This window comes from Calidifontimicrobium sp. SYSU G02091 (assembly GCF_022631395.1).
GTDB lineage: Bacteria > Pseudomonadota > Gammaproteobacteria > Burkholderiales > Burkholderiaceae_C > Calidifontimicrobium > Calidifontimicrobium sediminis.
Map to the genome: position 1 here is coordinate 1 of NZ_JALBGB010000004.1, position 15,170 is coordinate 15,170.

Annotated in this window: 11 protein-coding genes and 1 pseudogene; 3 read left to right on the top strand and 9 right to left on the bottom strand. The window is 73.3% G+C overall.

What is annotated here, in order from left to right; translation table 11 throughout:
• From MOJ79_RS03830 to MOJ79_RS03855, 6 genes and pseudogenes are all read right to left on the bottom strand, one after another.
• A pseudogene (locus MOJ79_RS03830) lies at positions 1-397 on the bottom strand (hypothetical protein); the annotation flags it as partial.
• A gap of 243 nt (positions 398-640) precedes the next feature.
• Positions 641-1,576, bottom strand: a complete 936-nt coding sequence (locus tag MOJ79_RS03835) for a helix-turn-helix transcriptional regulator (RefSeq protein ID WP_241922936.1) — start codon at positions 1,574-1,576, stop codon at positions 641-643.
• A gap of 276 nt (positions 1,577-1,852) precedes the next feature.
• Positions 1,853-2,965, bottom strand: coding sequence for a lytic murein transglycosylase B (gene mltB, locus MOJ79_RS03840; protein WP_241922937.1), 1,113 nt, complete (start codon positions 2,963-2,965; stop codon positions 1,853-1,855).
• 24 nt (positions 2,966-2,989) lie between these two features.
• Entirely contained in the window at positions 2,990-5,074 is a 2,085-nt protein-coding gene (locus MOJ79_RS03845) for a transglutaminase family protein (RefSeq protein ID WP_241922938.1), read from the bottom strand.
• Positions 5,071-6,078 (bottom strand): DUF58 domain-containing protein, encoded by a 1,008-nt coding sequence (locus MOJ79_RS03850; protein ID WP_241922939.1) that lies wholly within the window; start codon positions 6,076-6,078, stop codon positions 5,071-5,073. Before MOJ79_RS03850 ends, MOJ79_RS03845 begins: the two co-directional genes overlap by 4 nt.
• 15 nt (positions 6,079-6,093) lie before the next feature.
• Positions 6,094-7,026, bottom strand: a complete 933-nt coding sequence (locus tag MOJ79_RS03855; protein WP_210760718.1) for an AAA family ATPase — start codon at positions 7,024-7,026, stop codon at positions 6,094-6,096.
• A 25-nt stretch (positions 7,027-7,051) separates the two neighbouring features.
• On the opposite strand from MOJ79_RS03855, the gene MOJ79_RS03860 reads away from it, so the two are divergent.
• The gene (locus MOJ79_RS03860; RefSeq protein ID WP_241922940.1) at positions 7,052-7,993 is read left to right on the top strand and encodes a histone deacetylase family protein; all 942 of its coding nucleotides are present in this window, start codon (positions 7,052-7,054) and stop codon (positions 7,991-7,993) included.
• Positions 7,990-9,294: a mechanosensitive ion channel family protein gene (locus tag MOJ79_RS03865; protein ID WP_241922941.1), complete on the top strand. Its 1,305-nt coding sequence runs from the start codon at positions 7,990-7,992 to the stop codon at positions 9,292-9,294. Before MOJ79_RS03860 ends, MOJ79_RS03865 begins: the two co-directional genes overlap by 4 nt.
• Before the next feature lie 13 nt (positions 9,295-9,307).
• Here the strand turns inward: MOJ79_RS03865 and MOJ79_RS03870 are convergent, their stop codons facing one another.
• From MOJ79_RS03870 to MOJ79_RS03880, 3 genes are read right to left on the bottom strand one after another with little or no spacing between them, the layout of a single operon-like run.
• Complete coding sequence (locus MOJ79_RS03870) at positions 9,308-9,883, bottom strand: DUF4136 domain-containing protein (protein ID WP_241922942.1); 576 nt, start codon at positions 9,881-9,883, stop codon at positions 9,308-9,310.
• Between the two features lie 49 nt (positions 9,884-9,932).
• Positions 9,933-10,598 carry a MarC family protein gene (locus MOJ79_RS03875; RefSeq protein ID WP_119353798.1) on the bottom strand — a complete coding sequence of 222 codons (666 nt, stop codon included), beginning with the start codon at positions 10,596-10,598 and terminating at the stop codon, positions 9,933-9,935.
• A 15-nt stretch (positions 10,599-10,613) separates the two neighbouring features.
• Positions 10,614-12,140: a fumarate hydratase gene (locus MOJ79_RS03880; RefSeq protein WP_241922943.1), complete on the bottom strand. Its 1,527-nt coding sequence runs from the start codon at positions 12,138-12,140 to the stop codon at positions 10,614-10,616.
• A 169-nt stretch (positions 12,141-12,309) separates the two neighbouring features.
• On the opposite strand from MOJ79_RS03880, the gene MOJ79_RS03885 reads away from it, so the two are divergent.
• Positions 12,310-15,168 carry a monovalent cation/H+ antiporter subunit A gene (locus tag MOJ79_RS03885; protein WP_241922944.1) on the top strand — a complete coding sequence of 953 codons (2,859 nt, stop codon included), beginning with the start codon at positions 12,310-12,312 and terminating at the stop codon, positions 15,166-15,168.
• The last annotated feature ends 2 nt before the right edge of the window (positions 15,169-15,170 follow it).

The following is a 15,170-nucleotide window of genomic DNA, read 5'->3' on the forward strand; positions in this document are numbered from 1 at the left end:
TGGCCGCCGGATTCGCGAGCGAGGCGTAGAAGTTGGCCTGCGAGCCGCCGGGGCCGGCGCCGAGGTCGAGCGTCCACAGCTGCACGCCCTGGCCGCCGCCGTAGCTCGCCTGCGTCGTGCCGTAGACCGCGGCGTGCGCCCCGGCGACGGGCAGCCATGCCGCCGCCAGCCCGCACGCGGTCGACAGCAGGCGGGCGACGAACCGCGCGGGTCGGGTCCGAAGCCCGGGCTTCGAGGGGCCCGCGGGGCGCGGGCGTCGGGCGCGTGGAAGTCGGGGCAGCCACCGACCTCGACGAGCACGTTCGTGATCGGGTCGAAGCGCAGTAGCACCAGTGGCGGTGGGCGGCAACTCTGAAGGGGAAACCCGAGCGTCCGGGCGGGCCGAGGAAGGGAACATGACGGTGGTGGAAGCGGGGGAATGCGATGGCGGCGCATTCTTCGAACCCACACCGTCGGCGGCCAGACTGAAAAAGGGTAGGACACCGGTCCAGGGGGTGCCTCGATGGCCCGTCGCCGCGGCGCTCCCGCCGATGCGCCTCGTCAGGCATTGCATCCGCCTGGCAGGCGGCCGGCTCGGCGCCGAGCGCAGCGTCGTGGACCCGACGCAGGCGGCGCACGCGCCACGCAGCGTGGTCGCCGCTCAGCCCCAGGGGCGCAGTTCTTCCGGGTGCTGCCGCAGGTACTGCAAGAGGTGACGCCGCTTCTCGGGCCCGCGCGTGCCGCCGGCAGGCTCCGCCTGCGCGTGGACGAACAGGGTCGGCAGGCGGTCACCGGCGCGCTCGAACGCGCTGCGCCACACCTTCTTCAGCGCGTGGGCGGTGACCCCGAGTTCGTCGGCGATTTCGTCGTCGGTGAAGTCGGCCACCGCCAGCCGCAGGGCGCGCCGCTCGGCGGCGCTGAAGCCCAGCACCGGCGGCACGAACTGGAAGACGTCGCGCACCGGCTGCCCCGGCAACATGCGCGCCGCCTCGTCGCGGCTCAGTCCATACAGGTCGGGCTGCCCCGGACCACGCTCGGTGCGGCGCCGAAATCCCATGCCGCGCAGGTAGTCGCCGCCCTCGCCGAACGCCTCCTGCCAGACCTCGCGCAGGTGCAGCCCGCCGTGCGCGTGGCGAAACAGCTGCATGGCCGCCAGCAGCACCTGCTGCACGTCGGGGCGCGACGGGTCGATCGCCTGCTGCGCGTAGTGCAGCACCAGCATGCCGACCTCGCCGGCGGCATTCGCGCGGCCGAGCGCGCGGTCGTCCAGCGGCGCGGTGCGGCCGTCCAGATGGTCGCGATACCAGCAGGCGCCCGCGTGCGGCGGTGGTTGCGTTCGCAAGCGCTCCTGCCAGGCCGGCTCCAGCGCCACCGTCATGCCCAGGCCCACCAGGCGCCGACCCGGCGGGCGCGACAGGTCCTCGATGACTTCGGCGCTGAAGCCGGGCTGCCCGAGCAGGCGCGTCCACACGGCCGGCAGCGCGTCGCGCACCTGCTCGTCCATCGCCAGCCAACCCGGCAGCAGGGCACGGCACTCCTCCAGGTCGGCATGACGTGCCGGCCGGCCGCGCACCGGCAGCCCGGGACCGGATGGCATCGTCACCATGGGCGCCGGGGCCGGCGGTGATGGCGGCCAGTCGGCCGTCGTTCACGAAGCTGGCGTTCATGCGGGTCGTCGGCGTCCGCCCCGAGACCTTCGACAGTCTCGAGGGGTCGTCGGCGGGTGCGATGCCCGTCGCGCAGTGCCGGCGTCGGGGTGTTCGAAGCAGGACCCCGTGGCGTGCCATGTCCGGGCGCACCGATCACGATCGAGCGACGTGGGCCGGGGGACGTCGGCGCGTCCGTCATCGTCACCGTGCGGCCTCGACCACGGTCAGCGTGCACGGTCGCGTTCATGCGCGACTGCCTCGCCGAGCTCGATGACCGCCAGCGCGTAGTAGCTCGAGCGGTTGTAGCGCGTGACGACGAAGAAGTTCGCCGTGCCGGCGACGTGGCTGCGCGGCGCGTCGCCGTTCTCGACTTCGACGAGCGCGAGCAGCCCGTCGTGTGTCCGCCCGGCGTCGTCGAGCACCGCGCCGCGCTCGGCGAACTGCGCGGCGGTGAAGCTGGGCACGATGTCGGGGGCGAGCAGTTCGTCGCGCGCGGGGCCTTCGGGCGGCGGTGTCACGGCGAAGTGCGTCGGCACGTCGCGCTGCCAGCCGAACGCGGCGAGGTAGTGCGCGACGCTGCCGATCGCGTCGGCGGCGCTGCGCCGCAGGTCGATGTGGCCGTCGCCGTCGTAGTCGACGGCCCAGCGGCGGATGCTGCTGGGCATGAACTGCGGCAGCCCGATCGCGCCGGCATACGAGCCGCGCACGCTGGCCGGGTCGATCGACTCGGCAGCGGTCCACGCGAGCAGGTGGCCGAGCTCGTCGCGGAAGAACGCGCTGCGGTCGCTGCGGCCGGCGGGGAAGTCGAAGGCCAGCGTGGCCAGCGCGTCGAGCGTGCGGAACCCGCCGGTGAAGCGGCCGTAGAAAGTCTCCACACCGATGATGCCGACGATCAGCGCCGCCGGCACGCCGTACTGCGCCTCGGCGCGCGCGAGCACGGCCTGGTTCGCCTGCCAGAACGCGGTGCCGGCGCGCACGCGCTGCGGCTCGATGAAGCGCGCGCGGTAGGCGGCCCAGTTCTTGGGCACGCCGGCCGGCGGCGGCATGATCAGCCGCGTGACGGCGCCGACGTGGCGCGCCTGGCGAAGCTGGCGCGCGACCCATTCGGCGTCGAGGCCGTGCGCGGCCGCGACCTCGACGACGAAGCGCCGTACGTCGGCGCGCTCGGTGTAGGGGGGTGGCGCCGGCGTGCGCGGCGCGGCGCGTGTCGTCGCGTCGGCCGTGCGTGCCGGGCGCCCGTCGGCGGCGGTCGCCGCTGCGGCGGCCGCCGCCAAGGCGAGCGTCGCGGCGAGAACCGTCAGCACGGACGGCACGGACGGCGGGCGGCGCAGGGACACGGGGTGATTATCCGGGCCGCCGCGTCACGCCCTTTGGCGGCGCGCGACGCGCACCGCGCGGTCGAAGCCGCGCCACCACGCCCCCGGTCGCAGCGGCGCACCGCCTTCGGCGTAGCGCAGGCGGTCGAGCCGGCGCAGCTGCTCGGCCACCGGCGCGCCCGCGGCGCCGAGCGCCGCGTCGACACGTGCGGCCAGCGTGCGCGGCGCCTCGTGGGCGCCGGCCGCGACGCCGAGGTCGCCGAGCCGCTCGCGCAGGCGGCGGTGCAGCCGCTTCCACGGGTCCTGCCGCCAGCGGTCCCACGCGGCCCAGGCGGCGCCACCGAGCGCGGCGGCGCTCAGGATCGCGACGAGCAGCACGCCGAGGTCGGCCCAGTCCGGCGCGCTGAAGCCCAGCGCGCGCAGCAGGTCGAACTGTTGCCCGCGCGAATAGTTCAGCACCCACCGGTTCCACTGGTGGTTCAGGGTCTCCCAGCCGCGGCGCAGCGCGGCCAGCAGCTCGGGGTGGACGTCGCCGAGCGCGCCGGCGACGAGCCCGGGCGGCGGGCGCAGCGCGAGGCTGCGCTGGATGCGCTCGGGCGCGACCGCCGCGGTGGGATCGACGCGCACCCAGCCGCGCCCGGCCATCCAGACCTCGGCCCACGCGTGCGCGTGGCTGTTGCGCACGACGACCCAGCCGTCTTGCAGCACCGGGTCGGCGCCCTGGTAGCCGGTGACGACGCGCGCCGGCACGTCGAGCGCGCGCATCACGACGACGAAGGCGGTGGCGAAGTGCTCGCAGAAGCCGGCGCGGCGGTCGAGCCAGAACTCGTCGACGGCGTGGCGGCCGCGCTCGTCGCCGTAGGTGCCGGGCGACAGCGTGTAGCTGAAGTTCTCGCGCCGGATGTGCGCGAGCACCGCCTGCACCAGCGTCGGCGCGTCGGCCTGCGCGTAGGCGCTCTGGCGCCGCAGCGCCGCGGCCCACTCGAGCGTGCGCGGGTTGTAGCCCGAAGGCAGCTCGAGGTAGTCCTGCAGCCCGAGCACGTTGCGCGCCGGGCCGTGCGCGAAGTCCGTGTAGACACGCGCGCGCAGCTGCACGCGGTCCGTCAGCGGGCGGTCGGCGAGCCACTGCAGGTCGGGCGTGAACGTCAGGCGCATGCCGTCGATGCGCGGCGCGTCGGGTCCGCTGTCGGGCGTGGCCTCGAGCAGCGGCAGCGTCGGCAGCCGCGACGGCTCGACGACGATCTCGTAGCCGATGCCGTCGCCGCGCGTGCGCAGCTCGGCACCGGGCTGCAGCGCGGCGGGGAAGGTCGGCGACAGGCGCCGCCAGTCGCGGCCGTCGAACTGCGCGAGCACGGGCCCGCGCCAGTACAGCGCCTCGGGCGGCGGCGGCGGGCCGTCGAAGCGCACGCGAAACGCGACCGTGTCGTCGGCGACGAGGTCGGCCATGCCGCCCATCGTCAGCGTGCCCGACAGTCCGGTGCGCGCCGTCGCGTCGTGCGGCAGGCCCCACAGCGGCCCGAAGCGCGGGAACAGCACGAACAGCACGACCATGATCGGCGCACCGAGCAGCGCCGCGCGCGCGGCGATCCCCATCGCCTGGCGCAGCCACGGCCGCCCGACCGGCATGTGCGCGAGCACGAGTGCCGTCAGCAGCCCCCACACCGCGATCAGCATCGCCGCCGCGACCGCGAGCGACTGCGAGTACAGGAAGTTCGTCAGCACGAGGAAGAAGCCGAGGAAGAACACGACGAGCGCGTCGCGCCGCGCGCGCAGCTCGAGCGTCTTGAGCACCATCAGCACGACGAGCAGCGTGACGCCGGCGTCCTTGCCCAGCAGCGTGCCGTGGCTCCACCCCGTCAGCGCCGCGGCGGCGACGAGCACGCCGGCCACCGCCCAGCGCCCCGGCAGCGGCTGCTGCAGCAGCGCCAGCCGCGCGCGCCACAGCAGCACCGCCGCCGTCATCGCGATGCACCACGCCGGCAGGTGGCCGGTGTGCGGCAGCACGGTCCAGGCGATGACCCCGAGCAGGAACAGTGCGTCGCGCGTGTCGCGCGGCAGGTGCGCCCAGCCGGGCCACCAGGTCGACACCGCGAAGCCCTTGTCGAGGGCGTCGATCGCGCGGTGGTTCACGCCGCCCCCCCGCCGGTGAACAGTGCCAGCGCGTCGAGCGCGCGGCGTCGGTGCGCGTCGCCGTGGCCTGGCGCGATCTCGACGCCGGGCAGGCGCAGCCCGTGGTGCACGTCGGCGCGCTCGGCGGCCATCACCCAGCCCGCCAGCCGCGACAGCCGTGCCTCGACGTCGCCACGCCCGGCGGTGGCGGCCCACTCGAGCCACAGCTCGTGCGCCGCGGGCCGCCGCGTCTCGCGGCTGACGAGCTCGCCGGTGCGCGCGGCCTTCTTCCACACCACCTGGCGCAGCGCGTCGCCGCGCTGGTAGGCGCGCACGCCGTCGAACTCGCCGCGCGCGGCGCGCACACCCGGCCGCTCGCCGGCGCGCGGCTCGGCCGCGGGCAGCGGCGCCGGCGGCTGCTCGGGCACCGGCCACGCCAGCACCTCGGCCTGCGGGCGCCACAGCGACCAGGCGCGAAACAGCCCGAACGGAAACCGCGTCTCGACGTGCAGCGCCGGCACCGCGTGCGTGCCGCGCCGCCGCGGCACGAAGGCCAGCCGCGCGACGGCCTGACCCTGCGCCGGCACGTCGACCCAGGCGGTCTGGCGCTGCGCCGGCGGCGCGTCGAACGCGACGCCGATGCCGTGCCGCTCGCGCGACGGGCTCGAGATCAGCACCTCGACCGTGACCGGCTCGCCGGCGAAGCCCGGCGCCGGCGTGCGCAGCTGCAGCGTCAGCCCGCGCAGCGTGCCGTGCGTCAGGTGCATCGACACGAGCCCGGCGCCGGCGAGCAGGAAGGTCAGCACGTAGCCGAGGTTGAGCTGGTAGTTGATCGACGCCACGAGCATCAGCAGCAGCGTGAACGCGAACAGCGCGCCGGCGCGCGTGGGCAGGATGTAGACGTTGCGCTGCGTCAGCGTCCAGCGGTCGGTGCGCGGCAGCCGCGCGAGCCACCAGCGACGCGCGCGGGCGCGCCAGCCGCGGCGGGCGGCGTCGGGCGCGAGTCGCTCGGCGGGTGCGGCCACGCTCACCGCAGGCCGTCAGGGCAGGTCGATCGCTTCCATCATCGCGCGCACCTGCTCGGCGCGCCCGCGGCCGGCACCGGCGGCGGGCACCAGCCGGTGCGCGATGCACTGCACGAGCACGGCCTGCACGTCGTCGGGGGCGGCGTAGTCGCGCCCGTCGAGCAGCGCGCGCGCCTTGGCCGCGCGCAGCAGCGCGATGCCGGCGCGCGGGCTCAGTCCCTCGACGAACCACTGCCCGCTGCGCGTGGCCGCGATCAGCGCCTGCACGTAGTCGAGCAGCGCCTCCGACGCGTGCACGCGCAGCACCTGCCGCTGCGCGGCGAGCAGCTCGTCGGCGCTCATCACCGGTGCGAGCCGCTGCACCGCATCGCGGCGGTCCTCGCCGGCGAGCAGCGCGCGCTCGCTCGCGCGGTCGGGGTAGCCGAGCGTGAGGCACATCAGGAAGCGGTCGAGCTGGCTCTCGGGCAGCGGGTAGGTGCCGAGCTGGTCGCTCGGGTTCTGCGTCGCGATGACGAAGAACGGCCGCGGCAGCGCGCGTGTGTCGTTCTCGACCGTGACCTGCTGCTCCTCCATCGCCTCGAGCAGCGCGCTTTGCGTCTTCGGGCCCGCGCGGTTGATCTCGTCGGCCAGCAGCACCTGCGTGAACAGCGGGCCGGGGTGGAACACGAAAGCCTCCTTGCTGCGCTCGTAGACCGACACGCCGGTCAGGTCGCTGGGCATCAGGTCGGCGGTGAACTGCACGCGGTTGAACGCCAGCCCGAGCGAGCGCGCCAGCGCGTGCGCCAGCGTCGTCTTGCCGACGCCCGGCACGTCCTCGATCAGCAGGTGGCCGCCTGCGAGCAGGCACGCCACGCAGTCCTCGATCTGGCGGCGTTTGCCGACGATGATCGTGCTAATCTGATCGACCAGCCGGGCGAGCTGCGACGACAGCGGCGATGTCGGCCGCATCACACCTTCGAGCGAGACAAGCTTCATGAGTACCGCTTTCTTCAGCCACCCGGATTGCCATGCCCACGACATGGGTGCCGGCCACCCGGAGTGCCCGCAGCGGCTCGATGCGATCGCCGACCACCTGCTCGCCACGGGGCTGGACATCGCATTGGAGCATCACGAGCCTCCGCTGGCGACGCTGGAGCAATTGCAGCGCGCGCACAGCGTGCAGTACGTCATGGAGCTCAAGGACCTGCTGGAGCGCGTGCGCGACGAGGGCACGACGAAGGCGCTGGACCCCGACACGATCGCCAACCCGCACACCTGGCGCGCGGCGCTGCGCGCGGCCGGCGCCGCGGTGGCCGCCACCGACGCCGTGCTCGCCGGCCGCGTCGACAACGCGTTCTGCGCGGTGCGCCCGCCGGGCCACCACGCGACGCGTGACCAGACGATGGGCTTCTGCTTCTTCAACAACGTCGCGGTCGCGGCGCGCCACGCGCTCGACGTGCACGGCCTCGAGCGCGTGGCCATCGTCGACTTCGACGTGCACCACGGCAACGGCACCGAGGACATCGTCGCCGGCGACGAGCGCGTGCTGATGGCCAGCTTCTTCCAGCACCCGCTGTACCCGGGCACCGGCGCGGTGCCGATGGGCACCAACATGGTCAACGTGCCGATCCCGCCGTACACGCGCGGCGCCGAGATCCGCGAGCTGATCGAGCAGATGTGGATGCCGCGGCTGAACGAGTTCCGCCCGCAGATGGTCTTCGTCTCGGCCGGCTTCGACGCGCACCGCGAGGACGACCTCGGCCAGCTCGGTCTCGTCGAGGCCGACTACGAGTGGATCACGCGCCGCATCAAGGACGTGGCCGACCGCCACGCCGGCGGGCGCATCGTCTCGTGCCTGGAAGGCGGCTACAACCTGTCGGCGCTGGCGCGCAGCGTGGCGGCGCACCTGCGCGTGCTGGCCGGCGTCGCGGCATGAACGTCGGCGAACTGTCACTGCGGCCCGGGCCGGAACTCGACGCCTTCGTCGCCAAGCTGTTCAGCGCGTCGGCGCTGGCCGAACTCGCGCTGCTGGCGGCGTGCCTGGGCGGCGCGTGGCTCGCGGTGCGGCTGATCCGCGGGGCCACGGCGCGCCCCGGCAGCATCTGGTTCGGCGACCGCATCGTCGACGGCGTGCTGTTCCCGGTGCTCGCGCTCGGCGCGGCGCTGCTGGTGCGCTGGCTGATCCGCGACGCGGTGCCGGTGGCGGTGTTCCGGCTCGCGGTGCCGATCCTGTCGTCGCTGGTCATCATCCGCGTCGGCGTGCGCGTGCTGCACGTCGCGTTCCCGACCTCGGCGCTGGTGCGCGCGCTCGAGCGCACGCTGTCGTGGTTCGTGTGGGTCGGTCTCGTGCTGTGGCTCACGGGGCTGCTGCCGCTGATCGTCGCCGAGCTCGACCAGATCCGCTGGACGATGGGGGGCACGCAGGTGTCGGTGCGCGCGCTCGTCGAGGGTGCGCTGACGGCCATCGTCGTGCTCGTGTTCGCGCTGTGGGTCTCGGCGGCGATCGAGTCGCGGCTGCTCGCCGTCGAAGGGCGCGCGGCCGACGAGCTGTCGCTGCGCAAGATCGCCGCCAACGCGACGCGCGCGCTGCTGCTGCTGGTCGGCCTGCTGATCGCGCTGTCGGCCGCGGGCATCCCGCTCGGCGCGCTGGGCGTGCTCGGCGGCGCGATCGGCGTGGGCATCGGCTTCGGGCTGCAGAAGCTGGCGGCCAACTACGTCAGCGGCTTCGTGATCCTCGCCGAGCGCAGCCTGCGCATCGGCGACCTCGTGCGGGTCGACAACTTCGAGGGTCAGATCACCGACATCACGACGCGCTACACCGTGATCCGCTCGCTCGGCGGGCGCGAGTCGATCGTGCCCAACGAGATGCTGATCACGTCGCGCATCGAGAACCTGTCGCTGGCCGACCGCAACGTGCTGCTCAACACCGTCGTGCAGGTGCCGTACGGCACCGACGTCGAGCCGGTGATGGCGCGGCTCGCCGACGTCGTGCGGGCGGTGCCGCGCGTGCTGGCCGACCCGGCGCCTTCGGTGCGGCTGACCAACTTCGCCGCCGACGGCCTCGAGCTGACGCTGTTCTTCTGGATCGCCGACCCCGAGAACGGGCAGGCCAACGTGCGCTCCGAGGTCAACCTCGCGGTCCTGCGCACGCTCGGCGAGATGGGCATCGAGATCCCGTTCCCGCAGCGCGTGCTGCACCTGCCCGCGGGCGCGCAGCTGGCGCGACCGGCGTCCTGACGCCGGTCGCGAATCAGCGCGCCGGCGGCAGCTTGGCCAGGATGGCCTGCACCGCGCGCTCGATGTCGTCGTCGGCCGGCGCCGCCGACGCATAGGCGTCGTCGACGCTGCCGCTCCACACCTGCTGGCGGCGCTGCGCATCGACGAGGTCGATCGTCAGCCGCGTGTCGCGCACCGGGCCGCCGGCAATCGGGATCGAGAACCCGACGCCGAGCCCAACGCCGACCGACCCGCCCGAGACGCCGCCGGCGCCGACGCCGACGCTCATTCCCGAGCCGCTCGACGCACCACCGCTGCGCGAGGTCGAGAACGTGACCCAGCACGCCGGTGCCGCGGCGGTCGGCGCGCGGCCGGCGGCGTCGAGCGTGCGCTGGATCGCGCTTCGGATCTTCTGGTCGGCGATCGTCGCGGCCGGCGCGTTGGCCTGCGGCGGCATCCAGCCCAGGCTGCGGCACGCGCTCGCCTCGGGCAGTGCGGTGGTGCGCACCGCGGGGCCGGCGGCGCAGCCGGCGAGTGCGGCGACGAGCGCGATCAGCGCGGCGGTGCCGGCCCGGCGGCCCGGGTGCAGGGGGAAGTCGTCAGCGTCCATGAAGCCAGCGTAGCACCGTTACAGCCCGTCGAGCGGCAGCGCGCCGTGCTCAGCGGGCCAGGCCGTTGAGCTGCGCCCACCCGTCCCAGATGAACTGGATGCCGATGCACAGCAGGATGAACGCGAGCAGCCGCATCATCACCAGCGTGCCGATCGGCCCGAGCTTGCCGAGCACGCGCGCCGAGTTGGCGAACACGAGGTACAGCACGAGCGCCGTCACCGCCGCGCCCAGGATGGCCACGCCGGCACCGGCCACCCACATCACCGGGGCGCTGGGCAGCTGCGCGCCGAGCGCGATCGACGCGGCGATCGTGCCCGGCCCGGTCGTCAGCGGGAACGTGATCGGGAAGAAGCTGCGGCGCATCACCTCGACGTCGGACAGCGCGCTCGCGCTCTCGGCCGTCGCGGTCTGCACCTCGTCGCCGGCCTGGCTCGACAGCATGCGCCACGCGGTGGCGGCCACCAGCAGGCCGCCGCCGATGCGCACGATCGGCAGCGAGATGCCGAAGAACTCGAGCACGACGTTGCCCACCAGCAGCGACGCGACGAGCACGAACCACGCGTTGATCGCCACCTGGCGTGCCAGGCGCTTCGCGACCGCGCGGTTGTGCCCCGCGGTGGCGACGAACACCGGCGCCGCCGTCAGCGGGTTGATGATCGGCAGCAGCGTCACCGGCACCAGCGCCAGCGACTTGAGCAGCGCGACGAGTTCCAACCGCGCCTGCCGGCCTCAGGCGACCGTGACCGGGATCTTGCCGATCCGCGCCTGCCACTCGCGCGGGCCGGTCTGGTGCACGCTCGTGCCCTGGCTGTCGACGGCCACCGTGACCGGCATGTCCTTGACCTCGAACTCGTAGATCGCCTCCATGCCGAGGTCTTCGAAGCCGACGACTTTGGCCGCCTTGATCGCCTTCGCGACGAGGTACGCGGCGCCGCCGACGGCCATCAGGTAGGCGCTGCGGTGCTTGCGGATCGCCTCGATCGCCGCCGGGCCGCGTTCGGCCTTGCCGATCATCGCGATCAGGCCCGTCTTGGCGAGCATCGTCTCGGTGAACTTGTCCATCCGCGTGGCCGTCGTCGGGCCGGCGGGGCCGACGACTTCGTCACGCACCGGGTCCACCGGGCCGACGTAGTAGATCACCCGGTTCGTGAAGTCCACCGGCAGCTTCTCGCCGCGGGCGAGCATGTCGACGATGCGCTTGTGCGCGGCATCGCGGCCGGTGAGCATCTTGCCCGACAGCAGCAGCGTCTGCCCCGGCTTCCAGCTCGCGACCTGCTCGCGCGTGAGCGTGTTCAGGTCGACGCGCGTGCTCTTGTTGTAGTCGGGCGCCCAGTGCACGTCGGGCCACAGGTCCAGGCTCGGCGGCTCGAGGTAGGCCGGCCCCGAGCCGTCCATCACGACGTGTGCGTGGCGCGTGGCCGCGCAGTTCGGGATCATCGCCACCGGCTTGCTCGCCGCGTGCGTCGGGTACGTCGCGATCTTGACGTCGAGCACGGTGGTCAGGCCTCCCAGGCCCTGCGCGCCGATGCCCAGCGCGTTGACCTTCTCGTACAGCTCGATGCGCAGCTCCTCGAGCTTGTTCGCGGGCCCGCGCTGCAGCAGCTCATACATGTCGATCGGCTCCATCAGCGCTTCCTTGGCCAGCAGCATCGCCTTCTCGGCGGTGCCGCCCACGCCGATGCCGAGCATCCCCGGCGGGCACCAGCCGGCGCCCATCGTCGGCACCGTCTCGAGCACCCACGCGACGAGGTCGTCGCTCGGGTTCATCATCTTGAACTTGCTCTTGTTCTCGCTGCCGCCGCCCTTGGCCGCCACCGTCACGTCGAGCTTGTCGCCGGGCACGACCGTCATGTGGATCACCGCCGGCGTGTTGTCCTTCGTGTTCTTGCGCTCGAAGATCGGGTCGGCGAGCACGCTGGCGCGCAGCTTGTTGTCGGGGTGCAGGTAGGCGCGGCGCACGCCCTCATTGACGGCGTCCTCGATCGAGCCCGGGAAGCCCTCGAAGCGCACGTCCATGCCGATCTTCAGGAACACGTTGACGATGCCGGTGTCCTGGCAGATCGGGCGGTGGCCCTCGGCACACATGCGGCTGTTGGTGAGGATCTGCGCGATCGCGTCCTTCGCCGCGGGGCTCTGCTCGCGCTCGTAGGCGCGCGCGAGGTGCGCGATGTAGTCGGCCGGGTGGTAGTAGCTGATGTACTGCAGCGCGGCGGCGACGGTGTCGACGAGGTCGGCGTGGCGGATCGTGGTGGGCATGACGGTGCCTTCGGCAGTGCGGGAACGCCGAAAGTGTAGCCAGCGCACCTGTGGCGAGGCTGTCGTCGCGCCGCCTGCAAGTCGCCGCTCAGCCGGCGTCCCTACAATCGCGCGGCTTTTGCGGGGGGAGCGCGGCGGTGAGGGACCGCGGCCCTGCCGCGTGCCCACGATGAACCTGCTCGCCCTGATCGTCCTGCTGCCGCTGGTCGCAGGCACCGTGCTGTGCCATGCCGTCGGCCGCGTCGAGACGCCGGCGCGCCGGCGTGCGACCGCCGTCGTCGCCGGTGCCGTCGCGGCGACGGCGTTCGCGCTGCTGATGTCGCTCGCGCCCGGCGTGTTCGCGGGCGAGGTGCTGCTGCACCACGCCGAGTGGGTGCCGGCGATCGGGCTGAACGCGAACTTCCGCCTCGACGCGCTGGGCTGGATGTTCGCGTCGCTGATCAGCGGCATCGGGCTGCTGATCGTCATCTACGCCGCGTACTACCTGCACCCCGGGCCCGATGGCGACCCGGCCGGCAAGTTCTTCGCGACGCTGATGTTGTTCATGGCCGCGATGCTGGGCATCGTGCTCGCGGACAACCTGCTGCTGCTGCTGGTGTTCTGGGAGCTGACGAGCATCAGCTCGTTCCTGCTGATCGGCTACTGGGGCGACCGCGAGGAAAGCCGCACCGGCGCGCGCATGGCGCTGGCGATCACCGGCGGCGGCGGGCTGGTGATGCTGGCCGGCATCGTCGTGCTCGGCCAGATCGCCGGCACCTACGACCTGTCGGGCATGCTCGGCCGCGGCGCCGAGATCCAGGCCCACCCGCTGTACCCGGTCGCGCTCGGGCTCATGCTGGTCGGCTGCTTCACGAAGAGCGCGCAGCTGCCGTTCCACTTCTGGCTGCCCGAGGCGATGGCCGCGCCGACGCCGGTGTCGGCCTACCTGCACTCGGCGACGATGGTCAAGGCCGGGCTGTTCATGCTGATGCGCCTGTACCCGGTGCTCGGCGGCACGGCGCTGTTCGAGGGCATCGTCGCCAGCGTCGGCCTCGCGACGATGGTTTTCGCCGCCTTCGTCGCGACCTTCAAGCACGACCTCAAGGGCCTGCTCGCGTACAGCACCGTCAGCCACCTCGGGCTGATCACGTTCCTGATCGGGCTGGGCTCGCCGATGTCGGCGGTGGTCGCGGTGTTCCACATCCTGAACCACGCGAGCTTCAAGGCGGCGCTCTTCATGAGCGCCGGCATCGTCGACCACGAGACGCACACGCGCGACATGCGCCGCTTGGGCGGCCTGATGGCGATGATGCCGGTGATGGGCACGCTGGTGCTCGTCGCCGGCGCCGCGATGGCCGGTTTGCCGCCCCTCAACGGCTTCGTCAGCAAGGAGATGATGCTGGGCGAGGCGCTGCACGGCGCCGCGATGTGGGGCTCCTTCGGCTGGGCGGTGCCGGTGCTCGCGACCGCGGGCGGGCTGTTCTCGATGGCGTACTCGCTGCGCCTCGTGCACGACACCTTCTTCAACGGCCCGCCGCGCGACCTGCCGGTGGCGCACCCGCACGAGCCGCCGTGGGGCATGAAGGCGCCCGTCGTGCTGCTGGTGGCCGCGTGCATCGCGGTCGGCCTGATGCCCTTCCTCGCCGAGCCGCTGGTGCGCGTGACCGCGTCGGCCGTGCTCGGCGCGCCGGCGCCCGAGTTCCACCTCGCGCTGTGGCACGGCCTGAACTGGCCGCTGGCGATGAGCGCGATCGCGGTGGCCGGCGGCGCGGCGATGTATTTCGGGCTGCAGAAGGACGGGCTGCTGCACCGCTACGTGCCCAGCGGGCGCGGCGGCAAGGCGATCTTCATCGCCGCCGTCGACGCGATGTTCGGCGCCGCCGGTCGCTTCACGCGCGCGCTCGAGAACGGCTCGCTGCAGCGCTACGCGGCGTGGATGGTGGCCACCTCGGTCGTCTTCGCCGCGTGGCCGTTCTGGACCGCGCCGGGCGAAGGGCTGGGCGCGCACGCGCGTGCGCTGCTGCCGGCACCTCCCGTCGCGGTGGGCGTGTGGGGTCTGCTGTTGGTCATCGGCGCACTGCTGCTGGTGCAGCACCGCCAGCGCTACGTCGCCGTCGTGCTGACCGGTGGCGTCGGGCTGGTGGCGTCGCTCGCCTTCGTCGCGCTGTCGGCGCCGGATCTCGCGATGACGCAGCTGTCGGTCGACGTCGTCTCGACCGTGATGCTGCTGATGGGGCTGGCGCTGCTGCCGCAGTTCTCGCCGAAGGAGTCGAGCGCGCCGCGGCGCTGGCGCGACATCGGGCTGGCCGCAGCAGGCGGCGGCGGCATCGCGTGGCTGACGTGGCTGATGCTCACGCGCGACCACGAGTCGATCAGCTGGTACTTCCTCGACCAGTCGCTGCCCGGCGGCGGCGGCGCCAACATGGTCAACGTGATCCTGGTCGACTTCCGAGGCTACGACACGTTCGGCGAGATCACGGTGCTGGGCATCGCCGGCGTCGGCGTGCTCGCGCTGCTCGACGGTTTCCGTGTGCGCCGCCCCGACCACGACCCGGCCGGCCGCGCGTGGAGCTACGGCCAGGAGCCGCTGATGCTGCGCATGGCCGCGCGCGTCGTGCTGCCGATGGCGCTCGTCGTCAGCGCGTTCATCTTCTGGCGCGGCCACAACCTGCCCGGCGGCGGCTTCATCGCCGGGCTGGTGACGTCGGTGGCGCTGGTGCTGCAGTACATGGCGCAGGGCCAGGAGCGCGCCGAGGCGGTGCTGCACGCCGCGGGCGGGCGGCGCTTCACGCGCTGGATCGGCCTGGGCCTGGGCATCGCATGGCTGACCGGCGCGGGCGCGTTCTTCTTCGGCAAGCCGTTCATGACCAGCGCGCACGGCCACCCGCACGTGCCGCTGCTGGGCGAACTGCCGCTGGCCAGCGCGGCGCTGTTCGACCTCGGCGTCTACGTCACCGTGGTCGGCGCGACGATGCTGATGCTGTCGGTGCTGGGTGCCGCGAGCAAGGAACCGCCGAAGCCGCCGCTGCCGGGGAGGGCGCCGCGATGACG

Excerpts from the sequence above, each read along its gene's own strand:
- MOJ79_RS03835 (WP_241922936.1), bottom strand. The coding sequence starts at position 1,576 with ATGCCATCCGGTCCCGGGCTGCCGGTGCGCGGCCGGCCGGCACGTCAT.
- MOJ79_RS03855 (WP_210760718.1), bottom strand. The coding sequence starts at position 7,026 with ATGCGGCCGACATCGCCGCTGTCGTCGCAGCTCGCCCGGCTGGTCGAT.
- MOJ79_RS03860 (WP_241922940.1), top strand. The coding sequence starts at position 7,052 with ATGAGTACCGCTTTCTTCAGCCACCCGGATTGCCATGCCCACGACATG.
- MOJ79_RS03865 (WP_241922941.1), top strand. The coding sequence starts at position 7,990 with ATGAACGTCGGCGAACTGTCACTGCGGCCCGGGCCGGAACTCGACGCC.
- MOJ79_RS03870 (WP_241922942.1), bottom strand. The coding sequence starts at position 9,883 with ATGGACGCTGACGACTTCCCCCTGCACCCGGGCCGCCGGGCCGGCACC.
- MOJ79_RS03880 (WP_241922943.1), bottom strand. The coding sequence starts at position 12,140 with ATGCCCACCACGATCCGCCACGCCGACCTCGTCGACACCGTCGCCGCC.
- MOJ79_RS03885 (WP_241922944.1), top strand. The coding sequence starts at position 12,310 with ATGAACCTGCTCGCCCTGATCGTCCTGCTGCCGCTGGTCGCAGGCACC.